The sequence below is a fragment of the Actinophytocola xinjiangensis genome (genome assembly GCF_001921215.1).
Taxonomy (GTDB): Bacteria; Actinomycetota; Actinomycetes; order Mycobacteriales; family Pseudonocardiaceae; genus Actinophytocola; species Actinophytocola xinjiangensis.
This window is the reverse complement of sequence record NZ_MSIF01000002.1, coordinates 347954-369907: the sequence shown is the minus strand read 5'-3', so window position 1 is coordinate 369907 and position 21954 is coordinate 347954. Positions and strand designations below refer to the sequence as shown.

Sequence of the window (21954 nt, the reverse complement as noted above, 5' to 3'; positions counted from 1 at the left end):
GGAGCCCTTGTGCGCGAGCTGACCGGTGGCCGCCTGCTGCGCAGGTCGATCGGCCGACACCGCCGCCGGATGGCCGCCGCGGTGATCCTGCTGGCCGGTCACCAGGCCGCCGAGGCGCTGGTGCCGGTGATGATCGGGGTGATCATCGACCGGGCCGTCGGCACCGGCGACACGCTGGCCCTGCTGCTGTGGGTGCTGGTCCTCGCGGCCCTGTTCACCGCGCTGACCCTGTGCTGGCGGCACGGCGCCCGGCACGGCGTCATCGCCATGGAACGGGAGATGCACCAACTGCGGATGGAGGTCGTCACCCGGGTGCTCGACCCGCGCGGGCACCGCACCGGCCTGCGCACCGGCGAGGTCCTCCAGGTCGCCACCTCCGACGCCGAGAAGGCCGCCGCGGTCATGCACGCCGTCTCCATGGCCGCCGCCGCGACCACCGGGCTCGCCGTGTCGGCGGTGTCGCTGCTGACGATCGACGTGCCGCTCGGGATCACCGTCCTGGTCGGGGTACCGGTGCTGGTCGCCGGCCTGCACCTGCTCAGCCCGCTGCTCACCCGCCGCGCCGCCGCCGCCCAGGCCGCCGCCGGCGAGACGACCGCGCTGGCCACCGACCTGGTGCGCGGCGTGCGGGCGCTGCGCGGGATCGGCGCCCAGGCCAGCGCCGCCGACGCCTACCGCACCTCCAGCCGCACCGCGCTGCGCGCGAGCCTGCGCGCGGCCACCACCACCGGCGTCCAGCAGGGCCTCACCGCGGCGGTCAGCGGGCTGTTCCTCGCGGCGGTCGCCGGGTTCGCCGGCTGGCTCGCGCTCGACGGGCGGATCACGATCGGCGAGCTGATCACCGTCGTCGGGCTGGCCCAGTTCATCGCCGAACCGGTGCGCGTCCTCGGCTTCGCCGGGCCGATCCTGGCCAGGGCCCGCGCGTCGGCCGACCGGCTGGTGCGGGTGCTGACCGCGCCGCCGGTGGTCGCCCCCGGTACCCGCACCGCACTGCCGGACACCGGCGTCACGCTGCACGACGTCGGCTACCGCACGCTCGCGGACCTGAACCTCGACCTGGCGCCCGGGGAGACCGTCGGCGTCGTCGGCTACGACCAGCGCGACTGCGACGCGCTGCTGGAACTGCTCGCCGGGACCGTGCCGGCCGGGGACTACCGAGGGTCGGTGTCGGTCGGTGGCGTGCCGCTGGCCGAACTGGACCTCGCGGCCAGCCGGGGCATGGTGCTCGTCGAGCAGCACGACGTCGCGCTGTTCGAGGGAACGCTGCGCAGCAACCTCAACGCCGGCACCGAACACCCGGCGCACACCGTCGAGGCGGCCCTGGCGGCGGCCGCCGCCGAGGACATCGTGGCCGCGCACCCCGACGGGCTCGACCACCCGGTCACCGACCGGGGCAGCACGCTCTCCGGCGGGCAGCGCCAGCGCCTCGGGCTGGCCAGGGCGCTGGCGACCGGCCCGCCGGTGCTCGTGCTGCACGAGCCGACCACCGCCGTCGACGCGGTCACCGAGGAGCGGATCGCCAGGGGCATCGCGCAGTTACGCGGCTCGGCGTGCACGCTGCTGGTCACCGCGAGCCCCGCGCTGCTCGCCGTCGCCGACCGGGTCCTGGTGCTCGACGGCGGCCGGATCACCGCCGCCGGCACCCACGCCGAACTGTCCGAAGTGGATGAACGCTACCGGGAGGCGGTGCTGCGATGACCCGCGAACTGCTGCCGATCGCCTCCCCCCGCCGGACCTGGGCGGCGCTGTGGACCGAGGTCCGGGCGCTGCGCTGGCTCGGCGTCGCCACGCTGGTCACCGCGATCGGGGCCAGCGCCGGCGGCCTGGTCGCCCCCTGGGTCCTGGGCACGATGGTCGACGACATCGCCGGCGGCGCCGGCATCAACGACACCGCCGGCGGCGCCGGACGCGGCCCGGTCGTCACCGCCGCCGTGATCATCGCGGTCGCCGCGCTGGGCACCGGTGTGCTCACCGCCCTGTCCTCGGCCCTGCTCAGCCGCCTCGGCGAGACCGTGCTGGCCAGACTGCGGGAACGGGTGCTCGACCGCGCGCTGCACCTGCCGGGCGCCACCCTCGACCGGGTCGGCACCGGCGACCTGCTCTCCCGCGTCGGCGACGACGTCTCGTCGGTCACCACCGCCCTGGTCACCACCGGCCCGCAGCTGGTCTCGGCGCTGCTGACGATCGGGCTGACCGCCGGCGGCCTGTTCGCCCTGGACTGGCGGCTGGGCCTGGCCGGGCTGGTCGCCGCGCCGTTGTACGTGCTCGCCGTGCGCTGGTACCTGCCCAGGTCCGGCCCGTTCTACGCGCGGGAACGGGTCGCGGTCGGCGAGCGGGCGCAGGCGATGGTCAGCTCGTTGCAGGCCGGTCAGACCGTGCGCGCCTACCGGCTGGAGGACGAGCACACGTCGGCCGTCGAGCGGCGTTCGCGGGCGGCGATGGACCTGTCGGTCGGGGTGTTCCGGCTGTTCACCCGGCTGGTCGGGCGACTCAACCGGGCCGAGTTCGTCGGCCTGGCGGCCATCCTGGCCAGCGGTTTCCTGCTGGTGCGCGCGGATCTGGTGACCGTCGGCGCGACCACGGCCGCCGCGCTGTACTTCCACCGGCTGTTCAACCCGATCGGCGCGGTGATCCTGCAGTTCGACGAGATCCAGTCGGCCGGGGCGAGCCTGGCGCGGCTGGTCGGCGTCGCGTCACTGGACCGTCCGCGACCGCCGGCGGTGGTCCGCGAGCCGGAAGGCGCCGGGCTGGAGCTGACCGGGGTCGGGCACCGCTACGAGGACGGGCCGCGGGTGCTGTCCGGGGTGTCGGTGCGGGTCGCGCCGGGTGAGCGGCTGGCGGTGGTCGGCGCGTCCGGGGCCGGGAAGTCGACGCTGGCGGGGATCGTCGCCGGGGTGCTCGACCCGGTGGCCGGCGAGGTGCGGGTCGGCGGCGTGCCGGTCGGCGAGCTGGACCGGGGCCGGCACCTGGCGATGCTCAGCCAGGAGGTGCACGTGTTCTCCGGGCCGCTGGTCGCCGACCTGCGGCTGGCCTGCCCGGACGCCGACCTCGACGACGTGCGAGCGGCGTTGTCGCTGGTCGGGGCGATGGACTGGGTGCGGGCGCTGCCCGAGGGGCTGGACACCGTCGTCGGCGAGAGCGCCCACCGGCTGACCGCGGCGCAGGCCCAGCAGGTGGCGCTGGCCAGGCTGGTACTGGCCGACCCGACGGTCGCGATCCTGGACGAGGCGACGGCCGAGGCGGGCAGTGCCGGCGCGCGTGACCTGGAGCGGGCGGCGGTCGCCGCGACCAAGGGCCGCACGACGGTGATCGTGGCGCACCGGTTGACGCAGGCCGAACTCGCCGACAGGGTACTGGTGCTCGACCACGGTCAGGTGGTGGAAACCGGGACGCACGCGGATCTGGTGGCGGCCGGCGGACGCTACGCGGAACTGTGGCGGAGCTGGACGGGTGCCGGGTAGGGTTGCCTGGCTCCGATGCGCTTCCAGGGAGGCAGATGGGCGCCCCCACGGTCTACGACGTCGCCAAGCGGGCACAGGTGTCGATCGCCACGGTGTCACGCGTCTACCGCAACCCCGACACGGTCCGGTCGCAGACCAGGGACCGGGTGCTCGCGGTGGCGCGCGAACTCGGCTACGTGCCGAGCGGGAACGCGCGCGGGCTGGCCAGCCGCAGCACCGGTGTGCTCGGCCTGTGCTTCCCCGACTACGCCGACCCCGAGGTGGAGGACGACGGCGCGGCCGACGATCCCGAGCAGATGCTCTACGCCGACGAGATCACCCGGGGCATGGAGCGGGCCGCGCGCCGGCACGGGTACGCGCTGCTGATCGCCGCGTCGCTGGCCGGCGGCCCGGAGAGCCTGGTGGCGAAGGTCGCCGGCCGGGTCGACGGGTTCGCGGTGCTGGCGCGGACGGTGCCGACCGAGGACCTGGAGATCATCTCGCGGCGACTGCCGGTGGTGATGATCGCCGGGCCGCGCGAGATCGACCACCTCGACCACCTTGAGGTCGCCAACGCCGACGGCGAGTACGAGATGGCGACCCACCTGATCAGGGACCACGGCCTGCGGAGGCTGGCTTTCCTCGGCGGCACAACGGATTCGCCGGACGCGGAGGCCCGGTTCCACGGCTTCCAGCGGGCGTGCGCGGCGGCCGGCCTGGCCGTGCCGGACGAACCGGACACGCGCGGCAACTTCACCCAGGCCGACGGCCGGGCGGCGACCGACCGGCTGCTCCAGCGCGTCGGCCAGCCGCCGGAGGCGATGGTGTGCGCGAACGACCAGATGGCGCTCGGCGCGTTGCAGGCGTTGGAGCGTCAGGGTTTGCGCGTGCCACAGGACGTGGCGGTCGTCGGCTTCGACGGGATCCCGCTTGGCCGCATGGTGCGCCCGTCGCTGACCACCGTGACCCAGCCGATGCGCAAGCTCGGTGAGGCGGCGGTGGACCTGCTGGTGGAGCGACTGGGCGAGCCGAACCGGTCGCCGAGGTCGATGCTGCTGCCGGTGACCCAGACCCGGCGGGAGAGTTGCGGGTGCCCGTCACCGGCGCCGGAGGCCGGCCTGTCCCGGCTCGGCTGATGCCAGGCGAGTGGCTGCGCTGAGGTTTTCGTGCCTTGCCGGTGGCCGCGCGGGCCGCCTAGTGTATGCGCTTACAGGATGCGGGTACACGCGACGAGGGGCCGCCGTGAGCCAGGCTTGCGCAGCGAACCGACCACCACGCCGACCCCGGGGGCACGCGTCATGACCGACGCCCGCCCGCTGGCCGGGACCACCGAACTCCCCCCGCCGGCCACCCTCACCGCCACGGCCGGCACCGGCCTGGTCCGGCTCGACTGGCCCAGGGTGGAGCACGCGCTCGGCTACCTCGTCCACCGCGCGAGCCACCAGGACGGCCCGTTCACGCCGCTGGACCACCTCGGCGGCGACGTGCTCGCCGTCCCGCACCCGCCCTACGCCGACACCCTCGTCGAGCCGGGTGTTCGGTACCACTACCGGGTCGCCACCTGGTCGGACGGCTCGGCGGGGCCGCTGTCGGCGACCGCGTCGGCCGTCCCGCTGGCCGCCGGGCCGCTGCCGTCGCGGGCGCGGGTCGCCGTCGACGCCGGCGCGCCGCCGGGGCCGTTGCCGGACGTGTGGCGGCGGGTGATCGGGTCCGAGCACCTGTCCCTGCTGCTGTGGGACGGGCCCGGCCCCGGCGGTTCGGACGTCGCCGCCGAGTTCGCCGAGGCGTTGGGGATCATGCGTGACGAGATCGGGGTGGCGGCGGTCCGCGCGCACGGCACGTTCCTGCCGGAGACGGTCACCGTCAACGCCGACGGGACGTTCGACTTCACCGGGCTCGACGCCGTCTACGACCGGTTCCTCGGCCTCGGTCTCAAGCCCGTCGTCGAGCTGTCGTTCCTGCCACGGGAGCTGTGCGCGGACCCCGACCACACGGTCTTCGCCTACGGGGCGCAGGTGTCGGTGCCGGCCGACTGGTCACGCTGGGGCGACCTGGTGCGCGACCTGACCGTGCACCTGCGCGAGCGCTACGGCGCCGACGAGGTCGCCGGCTGGGACTTCGAGGTCTGGAACGAGGCCAACCTGGCGGTCTTCTGGAACGGCACCCAGGCCGACTACCTGCGCCTGTACGAGGTCGCCGCCCGCGCGGTCAAGGGCGTCGACCCGCGCATCCCGGTCGGCGGGCCGTCCTCGGCCGCCGCCGGCTGGGTCGGGGCGCTGCTGGAACACTGCCGGGCGGGCGAGGTCCCGGTCGACTTCGTCTCCACCCACACCTACGGCAACGCGCCGCTGGACCTGCGGCCGCTGACCCGCTCGTTCGCCGAGCACACCGGGCGGCCGGAGCCGAGGATCCTGTGGACCGAGTGGGGCGTCACGCCCACCCACTTCCACCGGGTCAACGACACCGTCTTCGCCGCGCCGTTCCTGCTGCGGGGCATGAAGAGCGCGTTGGACACCACCGACTGCCTGGCCTACTGGGTGGCCTCCGACCAGTTCGAGGAACAGGGCTGGGCGCCGGAGCTGCTGCACGGCGGGTTCGGCCTGCTGACCGTCGGCAACCTGCGCAAGCCCCGGTTCTGGGCGCTGGCCCTGCTTTCCGGGCTGGCCGGCGGCCGGGTCCCGGCGGCGGTCACCGGCGACGGCGCCGAGGCGATGGTCGAGGCGCTCGCCACCACCACGGAGTCCACAGTGGACGTACTGGTGTGGAACGGAACCCTCGACCAGTCCAAAATCGACGGTTGCCCGGCTCTCGACCGGACGGTCGACGTCGAGGTATCGGGCCTGACACCGGGAACCTACGAGCTGACCTCCCGGCGGGTCGACGAGCGGCACGGCAACATCGGCCGCACCTGGCGTGACCTCGACGGCCACACCTGGCCGACCGACACCCAGTGGCAGGCACTGCGACTCGGCGACACCCTCGGTGTCGACTACCTTGGCAGGGTGGAGACGACGGGCACCGCGACGGTGACCGTGGAGCTACCCATGCCCGGTATCCGATCCCTGCGCCTCACCCGGCGGCAGTGACGAGGAGGTTCGCATGCCCGACTGGTTGGCCGACGCCGTCCTGTACCAGATCTACCCGCAGAGCTACGCCGACAGCAACGGCGACGGCATCGGCGACCTCGCCGGCATCGAGTCCAGGATGGACTACCTGAGCTGGCTGGGCGTGAACACCGTCTGGCTCAACCCGTGCTTCGTCTCCCCCATGCGCGACGCCGGCTACGACGTCGCCGACTACCTGGCGATCGACCCCCGCTACGGCACCACCGACGACCTGGTCAGCCTCGTCGAGGCGGCCAGGGGACGCGGGATCCGGGTCCTGCTCGACCTCGTCGCCGGGCACACCTCCGACCAGCACCCGTGGTTCACCCACTCCGCCAACGACCCCGGCGACCACCGCTACATCTGGTCCGACCGCCCGGCCGAGGGTTTCCAGCCCTCGCCCGGCAGTCGCGAGGGCTACTACCTGCCCAACTTCTTCCCCGTCCAGCCCGCGCTGAACTTCGGCTACGCGCGGATGGACCAGGCCCAGCCGTGGCGCCAGCCGGTGGACGCCGACGGCCCGCGCGCCAACCGGCAGGCACTGCGCGAGATCATGGACCACTGGCTGCGCCTTGGCGTGTCCGGTTTCCGCGTGGACATGGCGGCGTCGCTGGTCAAGGACGACGCCGGCAAGGTCGAGACCGCCAAGCTGTGGCGCGAGCTGCGGTCGTGGATCGACACCACCCACCCGGACGCGGCGCTGCTCAGCGAGTGGGCCCAGCCACAGGTGTCGGTGCCCGCCGGCTTCCACGCCGACTTCTTCCTGCACTTCGGCTCCAGCCGGGCGTTCCGCTCGCTGTTCCACAACGGCGCGGCCTACGACAGCACCTGGCGGCCCCGGCCGTGCTTCTTCGACGCCTCCGGCGAGGGTTCGATCGCCGACTTCCTGGCCGAGTGGGCCACCGCCAGGACGATCATCGGTGACGGCGGGCACATCATCCTGCCCTCGGCCAACCACGACTTCCCCCGCCTGGTCGCCGGCTCCCGCACGCCCTACCAGGCCCGCACCGCCCTGGTGTTCCTGCTGACCTGGCAGACCCTGCCGGCGATCTACTACGGCGACGAGATCGGCATGCAGTACCAGCCGGGCCTGCCCGACTTCGAGGGCAGCGTGCTGGGCCCGGTGCACGCCGGCTACAACCGGGCCGGCTCGCGCACGCCGATGCAGTGGGACGCCGCCGACCCGGACGTCACCTACCTGCCGCCCGACCCGTCGCCGGAGCGGGCCAGCGTCGCCGGCCAGCGCGACGACCCGGGCTCGCAGCTCACCCTGGTGCGTGAGCTGATCGCGCTGCGCCGGGACAACCCCGCCCTGGGCACCGGCGGCGGCCTGGAGATCGTCAACCCCGGTCTGCCCCTGGTCTACCGGCGCGGCGAGTTCACCGTGGCGATCAACCCGGGTTTCACCCGGGCGACCGCCGACATCCCCGCGCCCGGCGACCGGGTGCTCGGCGAGGGCGTGCGGTACGAGGGCGGCCGGCTGGTGGCCGACGGTTTCGGCTACGCCGTGTTCCGCCGCTGACCACCTGGTGGGAGCCCCACCAGCGCGAACGTAGGCTGGGCGCATGGTGAGCTGGACGGCCGCTGCCGGGATCGCGCTGGTGTCGCTGGGCATGGCCCTGTCCCCCGGGCCGAACATGATCTACCTGGTGTCCCGGTCGATCACCCAGGGTCGCCGCGCCGGGCTGGTGTCGTTGCTCGGCGTGGCGGTCGGTTTCCTCGTCTACCTGGCCGCCGCGACGGCCGGGCTCACGGCGGTGTTCGTGGCGGTGCCGGCGGCGTACACGGTGCTCAAGATCGCCGGCGCCACGTACCTGCTGTACCTGGCGTGGCAGGCGGTGCGGCCCGGCGGGCGGTCGGCGTTCGAGCCGAGGGAGCTGACGGTGCAGCGGCCGCGCCGGCTGTTCACCATGGGCCTGGTCACCAACCTGCTCAACCCGAAGATCGCGGTGCTCTACGTGGCGCTGCTGCCGCAGTTCATCGACCACGAGCGGGGGTCGGTGGCGTTGCAGAGCCTGACCCTGGGGTCGATCCAGGTGGTGGTCGCGGTGCTGGTCAACGCCCTGGTGGCGCTGGGGGCCGGGTCGCTCGCCGGGTTCCTGCGCCGGCGGCCGGGGTGGCTGCGCGCCCAGCGTTACGTGATGGGTGGGGTGCTGGGTGGGCTGGCGGTCCGGCTGGCCACCGACCGCTCGCCGGCCCCGGCCTGACGTTCCGTTAGCGTGAGGCCATGTACCAGACCGACACGCCGACGTTCGTCCGCCGGTTCGCCGACGCGTGGGCGGCGCCGACCGTCGAGGGCCTGGTGGCGCTGACCCAGCCCGACGCCACGTTCAGCCAGCCGCTGTCCACGACGGCGCGCGGGCACGACGGCCTGTCGAACTTCCTCGACGAGTTGCTCCAGACCATCCCCGACCTGCGCGGGGAGGTGCTGACGTGGGCGTCGACCGGCGAGGACACCGTGTTTGTCGAACTCAAACTCTCCGGCACGTTCGGGCGACGCCCGATCGAGTGGGTCACCGTCGACAAGATTGTGCTCCGTGACGGCCTCATCGCCGAACGCGTCGCGAACTTCGACGGTCTGCGACTGCTCGGTGCGTTCGCCCGGCGTCCGCGCGGGTGGCCGACGTGGGTGCGAGCAAAACTCGATCGGTAAGCCAGGTCTACATCAATCGGGTGACGAGGTCACGATTGGTCAAGACCAAGCGTATCTGGCCGGGCCGAGGGGCACTCCTGTTGGGTAACAACTCGTTCGGAAACTTCGATGAAACCGATCGGGGTCAGCGAGCATCCAACGATCTGTCAGGGACGAGTGCTACAACAGACTCGCAGGGGAAGCCAACAGTACCGGGGAAAAGATGATGTCCGCCCTCGTCGTACCACTGCCAGAAGGTCTGAACCACCGAGCACTCTCGATGCTCCGCGCGGTCGTCGCCGGACGGGCGACCATCAGCTGCAGCAGCGAACCTGACCTGTTCATCGATGACGTGGCCTGCTGTGACCAGTACATGGCGCACTCACTGGCACACGCCGGCCTGATCGAACCCGTGGCCACCGGCGCGATCGGCGACCTGGTCCCGGCCAGACTGACCGAAGCCGGCGTCGCCGCATTGGCCCCAGCGGCCGCCTGACCCTTTTATTTCTCCGTTTTCTCAATAGAGCGCTGGTCTACCCGAAGTGGATGGTCGGCCGGAATCTCCACGATCACGATCCGCAACCCGTCCGGGTCCGCGATCCACATCTCCACCAGACCCCACGGTTCCCGCCGGGGCTCCCGCACGATGTCCACACCACGTTCAGTGAGCTCGCTGGCCGTGGCGGCCAGGTCCCGAACCTGCAACCAGAGCACGACGTCCGGCCCTGGCCCGGCGCTGCCCGTGCCGGACACCTCCACCAGCCCGTTACCGGCGAGGAAGACCGTTCCACCGGGGAACTCCCGGTAGATCGCCAGGCCGAGCGTGTCCCGGTAGAACCGCAACGACCGCTCCGGGTCACGCGGCCGCACAATGATCCGACTCCGCAGGAACTCCATGCCCTCCAGCATGCCCTGCCCACCCCGGTCGGCGCCGCTCCCCCGCCGGGAACGACCGGAGGCGGGGGCGGTCCACGGTGGACCGCCCCCGCTGTTCAGGTGGGCAGGGTGGCGATGGTGCCCGCACCCACCGTCCGGCCGCCCTCCCGGATGGCGAAACCCTGGCCGGGGGTCAGCGGGACCGGCCTGCCGAGGTGGACCGACATCGTGACCGAGTCGCCGGGGAGGGCGAGCGGGGTCTCGGTCAGGGTCACCGTGCCGGGAACGTCGGCCGTGCGGAAGTGGAACTGCGGGCGGTACTCGGACGTGAACCCGGTGCGCCGGCCACCCTCGCCGGCGGAGAGCAGGTACACGTGCGCGGTGAACGTCTCGTGCTCGGTGACGCTGCCGGGCACGCACAGCACCTGACCCCGCCGCACCTCGTCACGGCGGACACCGCGCAGCAGAACCGCGGCGTTGTCGCCGGCCTCGGCACGCGGCAACGACTTGCCGAACGTCTCCAGACCGGTGACCACACTGGTCCGGCCGGCGCCGAACCCCAACACCTCCACCGTGTCCCCGAGCGCGACCGTTCCGCGCTCGATCGCGCCGGTGACCACCGTTCCCCGGCCGGTGATCGTCATCGTGTTCTCCACCGGCATCAGGAACGGCAGGTCCAGGGCACGCACCGGCAACGGCACGTGCTCGTCCACCGCCGCCAGCAGGTCCCGCACGGCCTGGGTCCACCGCGGCTCCCCGCGCAGCGCCCCCAGCCCCGACACCCGCACGAACGGCACCGCCGCACCGTCGAAACCGTGGTGGGACAACAGTTCCCGCAACTCCAGCTCCACCAGGTCGAGCAGGTCAACGTCGGTCACCACGTCGGCCTTGTTCAACGCGACGATCACGTGCGGCACCCCGATCCGCCGGGCGAGCACGATGTGCTCGCGCGTCTGCGGCATCGCCCCGTCCTCGGCCGACACCACCAGGATCGCGGCGTCCAGCTGGGCGGCGCCGGTGATCATGTTCTTCACGTAGTCGGCGTGACCCGGCATGTCCACGTGCGCGTAGTGCCGCGTGGCCGTCTCGTACTCCACGTGGGCGATGTTGATCGTGATGCCCCTGGCCTGCTCCTCCGGCGCCCGGTCGATCCCCTCGAAGGCGACGTAGCTCGTGCTGTCCGGGTCGGACTCGGCCAGAACCTTCGTGATCGCGGCCGTGAGCGTGGTCTTGCCGTGGTCGACATGACCCATCGTGCCGATGTTCAGGTGCGGCTTCGTCCGTTGGAATTCCTTGCGCATCTCGTTTTCCTCTGGCCTGGCTGGAAAAGGGGGAACCGCTGGGAGGCCGACCCTCCCCGGGGGTTCCCCGGGACGCGTGTGAGGAGGGTCAGCGTCGGGATGCGGCCAGCCGATCCGCGACCGCACCCGGCAGGGCGATGCCCGCGGGTGTAGCGATCGTGGATGCCAGGAACATGGTGGTGAGGATGCCAGGTGGTCGCGGCGTCGTCATCCGGTTTTCACGACGACACTCACACGAAGAAGTGCTCGGCGTCCTGGGAGGACGAAGCGGCACCCGTGAAGTCACCCTGCACGGTCTCGACGTCGAGCCCGGCCCACCACTCGAACTGCGCCGCCGTGTCGACGTGCCCCACGATCACCGGCGTCCCCGCCTCACGCACCAGCGGCACCAACTGACGTATCGACCGCGCGAACAGCGAGGTCTCCCGCGCGACCCGGGCGACGACGGCCGCCGACATCTTCACCGCGGCGACCGACAGGTCCTCCAGGCAGGCGAGGTCTCCCCGGGTGGTGCCGAAGTTGTACAGGACAACGGAAATCCCCAAGTCCCCCAGCACTTCCAGGTTGTCCTCGGCGAGCCCGTCGTTCATACACAGGGCCTGGACCGGCATTCCCAGCCACAGTTGGTCGGCGCCGAGACCGGCCTCGGTCAGGACCTCCTGAACGCTGGACACCAGGTCGGGATCCGCAGCCACCTCGCGGCTCAACTCCACGTACAGCCTGGGTAAACCGCCGTCGAACCGGTCAGCCCATGACCTGAGTTGTTCGCAGGCCCTGGTCAGCAGCCAGCGGCCGATCGGCAGTGCCAGGCCGGTCTCGGCGAGGATCTCCTGGCAGCGTTCGTGGTCGAGGCGTCCGTGCTCCGGGTGGTCCCAGCGCAGGAGTGCCTGGACCGCGTCCACCGCGCGGCCGTTGACCGCGACGAGTGGCTGGTACTCCAGTTCCAGTTCGCCGTTCTCCCACGCTCCGGGCAGTGAACTGGCCAGGGAGAAGCGGGCGCGGTCGCGTTCGTTGGCCTCCAGGTCGACCATGCCCCACTGGCGGCGGCCCGTCGTCTTGAGCCGTTGGAGGGTGATGTCGGTGGCTCTCAGGACGTTGGCGGGCAGGGAGTCCCTGGGTGGGCGGTGCATGACGGCGATGCTCGCTGTCGCGGCCACGCCCTGGTCGCCGAGGTAGACCGGCTCCGCCAGGTCCTCGTTGATGCGGGCGGCCAGGTTCTCCACGCTGGGGGTGTCGGAGGTGTTCTCGACGAGGATGCCGAACTCGTCGCCGTCGAAGCGGGCGACCATCGCCTTCTCGGACCCGAACACGTCGCGAAGGCGGGCGGCCACGGTCTGGAGCAGGCGGTCCCCGACCTCTCTGCCCAGGCCGTTGTTGATCGCCCGGAAGCCGTCCAGATCCAGGTGGAACACGGTGACGTCGTCGTGCGACTGTCTTCCGCGCAGTGCCTCTTCGAGTCTGCCGATGAACCGGGGGCGGTTCACCAGGCCGGTCAGCGCGTCGTGGGTGGCCTGGAAGTGGAGTTGGTCCTCCAGCAGGTACTTGTCCGAGACGTCCTCGGCGGAGGTGACGAAGTAGCGCGCGGTCCCGTCCGGATCACGCAGGACCGAGGCTGACAGGAAGACCAGCGCCTCCTCGCCGTCCTCGCGGACCAGGCGGCGGCGTTCGCGGAACGGGATCGTGTCGTCGTCCAGCAGGACCTGGTAGCGCATCTTCAGGTACGTGGCGTCCTCGGGATGGAACATGTCCTCCAGGCGCGCCGTGGGCACCTTCTCCCGGTCCCGGCCGAGGATCTTGGTCAGCGCCCGGTTGGACCTGATCAGCGTCCCCTCCAGGTCGCTGATGGCCATGCCGGTCGACGACTTGGTGAAGATCTCCTCGAACCGGGCCTCGCTGTCCGACAGCGCGCGCTCGGCGTTCTCCCTGGCCTGGACCAGTGCCCTGGTCAGGTCCTCCTGCTCGTCGTAGAGCTTGCGCCGCAACCCCTCGCTGAAGCCGCGCGCCATCGAGCTGAACAGGCGCACGAGTCTGTCGGCCGTGTCGCCCCTGCCGTCGAGCTCAGGTAAGTGAGGCATGCCCGTACCCAGTACCTTGATCGACATCTCGAAACACTCGGAACTGACCAAGCCCAGTTCCACCAGTCGTTCCGCGACTGCCGTCGCCGGTTGTTCGTCGAACGGCTCGGCCGTGACGGTGCGCACGAGAACATCGAGCGCTGCCCCTAGCTCGCGCTCGATCGCGTCCCTGGACCTCGCGATGTAGATGACCTGAGCCAGCGCACCCGCCCAATCGCCGACCAACTCAGGTCGATCCACCGGAGCCGTCCATAGACCATGTCATCGGGATTCTCGTCGTCCTTGTCCGGTGAGCCGCGGGTTGACGCTACCAGCCCGGTTGTCACGCTCTCTGCACCCAAACGGTGTGCACCTGCACCCGCAGATGCACACCCTATGTGGTCGGCGCTGGGCCAAACGGGTGAACTACCGACGGTTACGGCGTCGCGGTTAACGGAAACACCGGAAATAGCGATTACTGCCCGACGCAGATCGCCGAATTGACGATACGCCAATAATCCTTACGGCTCAATCGCCCACGATGTGTTCCGGCCGGACCGGCACTCTGGTCAGCGCCTTTCCGGTCGCCGCCCGGATCGCCGCCACGATCGCCGGGGTCGAGGACAGCGTCGGCGGCTCCCCCACCCCGCGCAGCCCGTAGGGCGCGTGCGGGTCGGCCCGCTCCAGCACGTCGATCGGCATCGGCGGCATGTCCAACACGGTCGGTATCAGGTAGTCGGTGAACGACGGGTTCCGCACGACACCGCCGACCACCTGGATCTCCTCCATCACCGCCAGCCCCAGCCCCTGCGCCGACCCGCCCTGGATCTGGCCCACCACCGCGTCCGGGTTCATCGCCCGGCCAACGTCCTGCGCGCACGCCAGCTCCACCACCCGCACCAGACCCAGCTCCACGTCCACGTCGACCACCGCGCGGTGCGCCGCGAACGCGTACTGGACGTGCGCGAAACCCTGACCCGTCACCGGGTCCAGCGCCTCGGTCGGCCGGTGGCGCCACTCCACGGTGTGCTCGACCACCGCCTCACCGAGGACCTCCACGAGGTCGGCGAGCACGACGCCGGCGCCGTCGACGACCTTCCCACCGGCCAGGCCGGCCGCCGCGCCGCCGGCCAGCGCCAGCACGTCGGCCCGGACCCGCTCGCACGCCGCCCGCACCGCCCCGCCGGTCACGTAGCTCTGCCGCGACGCCGAGCTGGAGCCGGCGCTGCCGACGGCCGTGTCCGAGGGCAGGATCACCACCCGCGCCACTCCCAGCTCCGTCCGCGCGATCTGCGCCTTGAGCGTCACCAGGCCCTGGCCGACCTCGGCGGCCGCGGTGTGCACCGACACCACCGGCTCGCCGCCGGTGACCTCCAGGCGCACCCGCGCGGTCGAGTAGTCGTCGAAGCCCTCGGAGAAGGCGACGTTCTTGATCCCGACGCCGTACCCGACCCCGCGCACCACGCCCTCGCCGTGGGTTGTGTTCGACACCCCGCCGGGCAGCTCGCGCAGGTCGAACGTCGCGCCGCGCTCGGGCGGCAGCGGCCGGTCACGCACCAGCGCCAGCAGCTCGCCGACCGGGGCGGCGGAGTCAACGACCTGGCCGGTGGGCATCACCGAGCCCTGCTCGACGGCGTTGCGCACCCGCACGTCCACCGGCGACATGCCAAGCGCCTGCGCCAGTTTGTCCATCTGGGACTCGTAGGCGAAGCACGCCTGGACCGCGCCGAAGCCGCGCATCGCACCGCACGGCGGGTTGTTGGTGTAGACGCCGTAGCAGTCGATCTCGACGGTCGGCGCCTGGTAGGGCCCGGCGCCCAGGGTCGCGGCGTTGCCGGTGACCGCGGCGGTGGTCGACGCGTAGGCGCCGCCGTCGAGGATCATCGACGCGCGCACGTACACCAGGTCGCCGTCGCGGGTGGCGCCGTGCTCGTAGCGCAGCACGGCCGGGTGGCGGTGCACGTGGCCGAAGAACGACTCCTCGCGGCCGTAGACGATCTTCACGGGTTTGCCGGTCCGCAGCGCCAGCAGGCACGCGTGGACCTGCATCGACAGGTCCTCGCGCGCGCCGAACGCGCCGCCGACCCCGGCCAGGTGCAGCCGCACCTTCTCCTCGTCCATGCCCAGCGCGCGGGCGATCTGACGGCGGTCGGCGTGCAGCCACTGGGTGGCGATGTAGAGGTCGAGGCCGCCGTCCTCGGCCGGCACGGCCATCCCGGACTCCGGGCCGAGGAACGCCTGGTCCTGCATGCCGACGGTGTACTCGCCGGTGACCACGACGTCGGCGGTCAGCGGGCCGGAACCGTGGCGGATCCTGGCGTGGCGCACCAGGTTCCCGCCGGGGTTGTGCGGGTGCAGCACCGGTGCGTCGGCGCGCAGCGCGGCGGCCGCGTCGGTCACCGGGTCGAGCACCTCGTAGTCGACGCGGACCCTGGCGGCGGCGCGGCGGGCGGTCTCCGGGTGGTCGGCGGCCACGATCGCGATCGGTTCGCCCTGGTAGCGCACGACGTCGGCGGCCAGCACGGGCTGGTCGGGGTGTTCGAGGCCATAGATGTTCTCGCCGGGGACGTCCTCGTGGGTGAGCACCGCGTACACGCCGGGCACGGCGAGCGCGGCACTCGTGTCCAGGCCACGGATCCGCGCGTGCGGGTGCGGGCTGCGCAGCGTCGCCCCCCACAGCATGTCCTCGTGCCACAGGTCCGAGGAGTACGCGAACTCGCCGCGCACCTTGAGGTTCGCGTCCGGGCGCTGCGGGCTGTCGCCAACGCCGCCGGTGCCGGTGGAGGTCAACCCGCCCTGGCGGGTGGGGGCGCTCACCGGTCCACCGCCGCGAGCAGCCGGGCGCTCTCCCGGCGCAGGTTCGCCGCCACGTCCACGTCGGACACGTTCAGGGCGGTGTCCTCGCGCACGACCGGCCGGCCGCCGGCCAGCAGCAGCGCCAGGGGCGGCAGGGCACCGAACACCAGCGCGGCCACCGGGTCGGCGATGCCGGCGTGTTCGACGCCGTCGAGCCGCCAGACAGCGAGGTCGGCGAGCTTGCCGGGTTCCAGCGAGCCGAGTTCGTCGTCCCGGCCCAGGCAGCGCGCGCCGCCGAGGGTGGCCAGGCGCAGCGCGCCCCGGGCGGTCAGCGCGGCCGGACCGCCGCGCAGCCGGGCGAGGTAGGTGGCCTGGCGCAGTTCGACGCCCAGGCCGCCGTCCTCGTTGGAGGCGGCGCCGTCGACGCCCAGGCCGACCGGGGCACCGGCGCCGATCAGGTCGGCGATCCGGGCGATGCCGGTGCCCAGGCGGCCGTTGGAGGTGGGGCAGTGCGCCACGCCGGTGCCGGTGGCGCCGAGGCGGGCGACGGCGTCGTCGGACAGGTGCACGCCGTGCGCGAGCCACACGTCCTCGCCGAGCCAGCCGGTGCGTTCGGCGTACTCGACGGGCGTGCAGCCGTGTTCGGCCTGGCACTGGTCCTGCTCGTCGACGGTCTCGGCGAGGTGGGTGTGCAGCCGGACTCCCTTGTCCCGCGCCAGTTCCGCGGCCAGCCGCATCAGGTCGGTGGACACCGAGAACGGCGAGCACGGCCCGACGGCGACCCGGGTGAACGCCTGGGGCGACGGGTCGTGGTGGGTGTCGATGGCCTCAGCGGTGGCGGCCAGCGCCGTGTCGGTGTCCTCGATGACCGAGTCCGGCGGCAGGCCGCCGTGGGACTCGCCCCGGTCCATCGAGCCGCGCACCAGGTGCATCCGGGTGCCGACGGTGGCGGCGGCGTCGATCACGGCGGCGGCCAGGTCACCGCCGTGGCGCGGGTAGACGTAGTGGTGGTCGGCAACGGTGGTGCAGCCGGTCCTCGCCAGCCGCAGCACTCCGGCGACGGCGGCGGCGTGGGTGACCTTCTCGTCCAGGCCGGCCCACACCGGGTACAGCTCGGTGAGCCACTGGAACAGGGTGGCCTGCTGGGCCATGCCGCGCGTGGCCCACTGGTACAGGTGGTGGTGGGTGTTCACCAGGCCGGGCGTGACCAGGCACCCGGTGCCGTCGACCCGCTCGTCGACCGGGCCGTCGGGGGCGGGCCCGGCGCCCACGGACTCGATGAGCCCGTCGTTGGTGACGACGTGACCGGACGGGTACTCGCCCCCGGTGACGGTGACGATGGCGGCGTTCTCGATGACGATCCTCACCGCTGGACCCCCTTGGCCGCCAACCGGACCGCGTCCAGGATCTTCTCGTAACCCGTGCAGCGGCACAGGTTTCCGGCCAGCGCCTCGCGGATCTCGGCGTCGGTGGCGTCCGGGGAGCGGTGCACCAACTCGTGCGCGGCGACGATCAGACCCGGCGTGCAGAACCCGCACTGCACCGCGCCGGTGCGCACGAACGCCTCCTGCACCGGGTCCAGCTCGTCCTCGGTGCCCAGGCCCTCGACCGTGCGCACCGACCGGCCCTCGGCCTGGCCGGCGGCGACCAGGCACGCGCACACCGGGGTGTCGTCCAGGTACACCGTGCACGAGCCGCACTCGCCCTGTTCGCACGCGTTCTTCGACCCCGGCAGGCCCAGCCGCTCGCGCAGCACGTAGAGCAGACTCTCCCCCGGCCACACGTCGTCGGCGGTGTGCCGCTCGCCGTTGATCTCGATGTTGACCCGCACCCGCTACCTCACCCTCACGTCCTGCCAGGCCCAACGCAGCGTGCGCCGGGCGAGAACCGACAACGCGCGCCGGCGGTAGGCCGCGCTGCCGCGCACGTCGTCGATCGGGGTCGCGGCGGCCGCGACCAGTTCGCCGAACTCCCTGGCCACCTCGTCGGTCAGTGCCGGCGGGTCGTCCCAGGGCAGAACCTCCGCGGCGAAGTCCTCGGCCGCCGCCGCGCGCAGCGGGGTCGGGCCGGCCGACCCGATCCCGGTGCCGACCCGGCGCGTGCCGGTGTCCAGCGCGAGGCCGAACGAGCAGACCGCGATGACCATCGCGTTGCGCGTGCCGACCTTCGCGAACTGCTGCGGCCCGGCCGCGCTCGGCACGGTGACCGCCGTGACCAGCTCGTCGGCGGCGAGCACGGATCGCTTGGGGCCCAGGAAGAACTCGTCGGCCGGCACCGTGCGCACGCCCCGCACCGAGGCCAGCTCGACGGTGGCGCCGGTGGCCAGCAGCGGCGGGTGCGCGTCCCCGGCCGGGGACGCCGAGCCGAGGTTGCCGCCGACGCCGCCCCGGTTGCGGATCTGCGGCGAGCCGACGGTGCGCGCGGCCATCGCCAGGCCCGGCAGCAGGTCGCCGAGTTCGCCGACGATCCGCGCGTAGGGCACGGTCGCGCCAAGGCGCACGTGGCCGTCGTCGGTGCGCCAGCCGGACAGTTCGGCCACCCGGCCCAGGTCGAGCAGGGCCGGCGGGCGGCGTTTGTCGAAGTTCAGCTCGACCATGACGTCGGTGCCGCCGGCGATCGGGACGGCCTCGGGGGTCGCCGCCTTCATCGCGAGCGCCTCGTCGAGCGAGCCTGGCCTCAGGAAGTCCACGCGATCACCACCACGCCAGACCGGGATCCGGTGCGCCGTCCCGGATCACCTCGCCCTCGATCAACCCGTACGGCCGGTCCGCCGCGAAGAACACCTCGCCGGGGTTGTCCAGGTCGAACGGGCTCAGGTCGACCAGGAAGTGGTGCTTGTTCGGCAGCGAGAGCCGTATCTGCGCCAGGTCGGGCTGGCCGCGCAGCACCCGCTCGCCCATGGCGTGCAGGGTCTGCTGCAGCGAACGGGAGTGGGTGTCGGCGAAGGCCTCCAGCAGCGCGCCACGGGCGAGGCCGAACGACTCGGCCCAGTTCGCGGTGTCCGTGGCGTGGCGCCAGCGGGCGGTCACGGCGGTGGCGAGGATCCGGTCGGTCGCCTCGGGCAGGGTGGTGAACCGGTCGCGGTGGAAGCCGTGGAACTCCGAGCCGGTGGTGTTCATGACGGTCAGGTCGGTCAGACCGGACACGACCCACGCGGTGGTGCCGTCGTAGGTGACGGTCGCGGTGCGGACGCCGGCCGCCCTGGCGAACGAGTGGTGCGCCGGCTGGCCGTCGACGGTGATCCGCTCCCAGCGGTAGCGCTCCAGGTGGACCCGGGCCCTGGTGATCGTCGGGGTGGTGTCGACGAAGTGGCGCGCCAGCCGCAGCCCGAACTCCTCCGGCTCGCCGACGCCGTCGCGGGCGAACGCGTACACGGTGTTCTTCTGTGTGTCGGTCGGCAGGACGCCGCTGTTGTCGCCGGTGAGGTGGGTGGCGTCCAGGTCTCCGGCGAGCGCGGTGCTGACGTTGAGGTCGGTGACCGTGTGGCCGGCCTCGGCCCGGTCGACGCGCACCAGCCGCACCTCGGCCTTGCCGTACTGGTTGTCGCCAAGGCGTAGGTCCATCTCAGCTCCCTCGGTACGTGCTGTACCCGAACGGGCTGATCAGCAACGGGACATGGTAGTGCTCGGCCGGGTCGGTGATCCGGAAGGCGACGACCACCTCCGGGTAGAACGACTCCTGGCCGAAGTGGTCGCCGGTCGAGAAGACCAGCCGGTACACGCCGGGGGCGTCCACGCCCCAGCCGGACAGCCGGCCGTCGGCGTCGGTGCGGCCCTCGGCGACGGCCGTCCAGCCGTCGCCGGTACGGGCCTGCAGGCGCACCGGGACACCGGGTGCCGGGCGGCCGGCACTCGTGTCGAGCACATGGGTGGACAGACTCACGTCGCGAACGCCTTCCCCAGTCGCAGATCCACGATCCTGCCGAGTTCGGCGCGCACGACCTCCCGCTCGGTGTCCCGGTCGTTGCCCAGCCGCTCCCGCAGTCTGGACAGGATCGTCGCCGAGGACAGTCCTGTCGCGCAGATCAGGAAAACGTGGCCGAACCGTTCCTCGTAGGCGAGGTTGCCGGCCACCAGATCGTCGGCCGAGCCGGTGACACCGGACTGTTCGGCACGCGACCACCCGGCCTCGCGGGCGTCCCCGGCGGCCCGCTCGCCGATCCTGGGGTGGGCGGCCATGGCCTGCTCCACGTCGCCCCAGGACAGCCGCGCGAGCACCGTCGAGGAGACTTCGCGCAGCTCAGCGAGGTCGCGGTAGGGGCGGCGGGCGAGGATCTCGTCGGCCCAGCGACGGGCGGCGCAGCAGGCCAGCAGCTCCCGCTCGGCCGGGCCCGGCTCAGCGTGGTTGAGCCGGGCCAGCCCCGTGTCGTCGGACATCCATGGAACTGTACTTATTCGTTCAGCGATTCGCCGCCCCGACGCTGGAGTCCTGCTCAACCCGTTCGAACCGCACGCGGCTGAGCCAGCCGGGCAGATCGCTGAGCACGTACAACTCGCCGTTGGCGTCCGGCGCGATGGCCGTCGGCTGGATCGGCAGGGTGCCCACGACCGCGCTCTCGTAGCCGTTGTGCTTGGGGCGTACGGCGAAGGCGGTGGTCGAGCAGTAGTCCGAGGCGAGGTAGACGCCGCGTGCCTCGGGGGTCTGGCTGCCCCGGTAGACGACACCGCCGGTGATCGAGCAGTTGCCGTCGAGGTGGTCGTACTCGAAGACCGGGTCGACGTAGCGCTGGCCGTCGCGGCACTGGGCCTCGTCGAACACCGTGGTGCCCTCGCGGCAGGACCAGCCGAGGTTGGCGCCGCTCTGCCACTGGCGGACGTGGTTGACCTCCTCCAGCCAGCCCTGGCCGACGTCGCCGATCCACAGCGAGTTGTCGGCGGGGTCGATGGAGAAGCGCCACGCGTTGCGCACGCCGTAGACCCAGATCTCGGGCAGCGCGCCGGGGGTGTTGGCGAAGGGGTTGTCGTGCGGGATGCAGTAGGGCTTGGACCCGCACGGGCCGCCGACGTCGATGCGCACGATCTTGCCGAGCAGGGTGGTCAGGTCCTGGCCGGTGTCGAACGGGTCGTTGGCGTAGCCGCCGTCACCGAGTGACCAGTACAGGTAGCGGTCGATGCCGAAGGCGACCTGCCCGCCGTTGTGGTTGCCGTACTGGGAGTGGTCCTGGGTGAGCAGGATCTGTTCGCGGTCCGGCGCGGTGATCGGCATCCGGGACAGGGTGAGCCGGCCGTCGGGCAGGGCGGTGTAGGAGACGTAGAGCATGCCGGTGCGCGCGAAGTCGGGCGCCGGGGTGAGGCCGAGCAGGCCGCGTTCGTTGTCCGACGGGTCGATCCTGTCGGTGAGGTCGAGGATCGGGTCGGCGGCCAGTCCGGTGTCGGGGTGGTAGACGCGGACGGTGCCCCGTTTCTCGGCGATCAGCAGCCGGCCGTCGGGCAGGCCGGTGAGGGCGATCGGGCGTTGTAAGCCGAAGGCGACCTGTTCGTTGACCACGGTCAGCTCGGACAGTGACGCCACCGGGCCGGTGGTTGCGGTGGTGTCGGTGGTGGTGTCGCTGGCCTGGGCGGCCGGCAGCAGTGGGGCGGAGAGGGTGAGCACGAGCAGAGGGGCCAGCAGGGCCACCTGGCGACGGCGCCGTCGCGACATGGAGGGCTCCTAAGGGGGTCGCGAGAACTGGGAGCGCTCCCAACGGTACCCGGGAGATCGCCGGTTCCATCCCGCCAATCGGCGGCTTTTCGGGCCGATCGGGGCCCGCGT

General features: G+C 72.3%; 19 protein-coding genes. 8 read left to right on the top strand and 11 right to left on the bottom strand.

Annotated features, from left to right (window positions below):
• The first annotated feature begins 9 nt into the window (after positions 1–9).
• The 8 genes from BLA60_RS06465 to BLA60_RS06430 all read left to right on the top strand — a co-directional run bounded on the left by BLA60_RS06465 (position 10) and on the right by BLA60_RS06430 (position 9672).
• Positions 10–1698 (top strand): ABC transporter ATP-binding protein, encoded by a 1689-nt coding sequence (locus tag BLA60_RS06465; RefSeq protein WP_211288621.1) that lies wholly within the window; start codon positions 10–12, stop codon positions 1696–1698.
• Positions 1695–3461: an ABC transporter ATP-binding protein gene (locus tag BLA60_RS06460; RefSeq protein WP_075131804.1), complete on the top strand. Its 1767-nt coding sequence runs from the start codon at positions 1695–1697 to the stop codon at positions 3459–3461. The genes BLA60_RS06465 and BLA60_RS06460 overlap by 4 nt, the downstream gene beginning before the upstream one ends.
• Positions 3462–3496: 35 nt before the next feature.
• A complete protein-coding gene (locus tag BLA60_RS06455) occupies positions 3497–4576 on the top strand; it encodes a LacI family DNA-binding transcriptional regulator (protein WP_075131803.1) in 1080 nt (359 codons plus the stop codon).
• A 117-nt stretch (positions 4577–4693) separates the two neighbouring features.
• On the top strand, positions 4694–6526 hold the full coding sequence (locus BLA60_RS06450; protein ID WP_211288620.1) for a GH39 family glycosyl hydrolase: 1833 nt from the start codon (positions 4694–4696) through the stop codon (positions 6524–6526).
• A 13-nt stretch (positions 6527–6539) separates the two neighbouring features.
• Positions 6540–8066, top strand: coding sequence for an alpha-amylase family glycosyl hydrolase (locus BLA60_RS06445; RefSeq protein WP_075131802.1), 1527 nt, complete (start codon positions 6540–6542; stop codon positions 8064–8066).
• Positions 8067–8109: 43 nt separating this feature from the next.
• Entirely contained in the window at positions 8110–8751 is a 642-nt protein-coding gene (locus tag BLA60_RS06440) for a LysE family translocator (protein ID WP_075131801.1), read from the top strand.
• Positions 8752–8771: 20 nt separating this feature from the next.
• Positions 8772–9197, top strand: coding sequence for a nuclear transport factor 2 family protein (locus BLA60_RS06435; protein WP_075131800.1), 426 nt, complete (start codon positions 8772–8774; stop codon positions 9195–9197).
• A gap of 259 nt (positions 9198–9456) precedes the next feature.
• Positions 9457–9672, top strand: coding sequence for a hypothetical protein (locus BLA60_RS06430; RefSeq protein ID WP_342744706.1), 216 nt, complete (start codon positions 9457–9459; stop codon positions 9670–9672).
• A gap of 5 nt (positions 9673–9677) precedes the next feature.
• Here BLA60_RS06430 and BLA60_RS06425 read toward each other — a convergent pair whose 3' ends face one another.
• From BLA60_RS06425 to BLA60_RS06375, 11 genes are all read right to left on the bottom strand, one after another.
• Entirely contained in the window at positions 9678–10073 is a 396-nt protein-coding gene (locus tag BLA60_RS06425) for a VOC family protein (RefSeq protein WP_075132094.1), read from the bottom strand.
• A gap of 95 nt (positions 10074–10168) precedes the next feature.
• Positions 10169–11353 carry an elongation factor Tu gene (gene tuf / locus BLA60_RS06420; RefSeq protein ID WP_075131799.1) on the bottom strand — a complete coding sequence of 395 codons (1185 nt, stop codon included), beginning with the start codon at positions 11351–11353 and terminating at the stop codon, positions 10169–10171.
• A gap of 230 nt (positions 11354–11583) precedes the next feature.
• Positions 11584–13428: a putative bifunctional diguanylate cyclase/phosphodiesterase gene (locus BLA60_RS06415; RefSeq protein WP_162292910.1), complete on the bottom strand. Its 1845-nt coding sequence runs from the start codon at positions 13426–13428 to the stop codon at positions 11584–11586.
• A 507-nt stretch (positions 13429–13935) separates the two neighbouring features.
• A complete protein-coding gene (gene pucD / locus BLA60_RS06410) occupies positions 13936–16224 on the bottom strand; it encodes a xanthine dehydrogenase subunit D (RefSeq protein WP_245811846.1) in 2289 nt (762 codons plus the stop codon).
• Positions 16221–17570: an 8-oxoguanine deaminase gene (locus BLA60_RS06405; RefSeq protein WP_075131797.1), complete on the bottom strand. Its 1350-nt coding sequence runs from the start codon at positions 17568–17570 to the stop codon at positions 16221–16223. Before BLA60_RS06405 ends, pucD begins: the two co-directional genes overlap by 4 nt.
• Positions 17567–18034, bottom strand: a complete 468-nt coding sequence (locus tag BLA60_RS06400) for a (2Fe-2S)-binding protein (protein WP_075131796.1) — start codon at positions 18032–18034, stop codon at positions 17567–17569. Before BLA60_RS06400 ends, BLA60_RS06405 begins: the two co-directional genes overlap by 4 nt.
• Positions 18035–18037: 3 nt before the next feature.
• Positions 18038–18892, bottom strand: coding sequence for an FAD binding domain-containing protein (locus BLA60_RS06395; RefSeq protein WP_075131795.1), 855 nt, complete (start codon positions 18890–18892; stop codon positions 18038–18040).
• A 4-nt stretch (positions 18893–18896) separates the two neighbouring features.
• Positions 18897–19766 (bottom strand): factor-independent urate hydroxylase, encoded by an 870-nt coding sequence (gene pucL / locus BLA60_RS06390; protein ID WP_075131794.1) that lies wholly within the window; start codon positions 19764–19766, stop codon positions 18897–18899.
• Between the two features lies 1 nt (position 19767).
• Positions 19768–20085 carry a hydroxyisourate hydrolase gene (uraH, locus tag BLA60_RS06385; RefSeq protein ID WP_075131793.1) on the bottom strand — a complete coding sequence of 106 codons (318 nt, stop codon included), beginning with the start codon at positions 20083–20085 and terminating at the stop codon, positions 19768–19770.
• Entirely contained in the window at positions 20082–20579 is a 498-nt protein-coding gene (gene uraD, locus BLA60_RS06380) for a 2-oxo-4-hydroxy-4-carboxy-5-ureidoimidazoline decarboxylase (RefSeq protein WP_075131792.1), read from the bottom strand. The genes uraH and uraD overlap by 4 nt, the downstream gene beginning before the upstream one ends.
• Positions 20580–20601: 22 nt before the next feature.
• Positions 20602–21843 (bottom strand): PQQ-dependent sugar dehydrogenase, encoded by a 1242-nt coding sequence (locus tag BLA60_RS06375; protein ID WP_075131791.1) that lies wholly within the window; start codon positions 21841–21843, stop codon positions 20602–20604.
• Positions 21844–21954 lie beyond the last annotated feature (111 nt).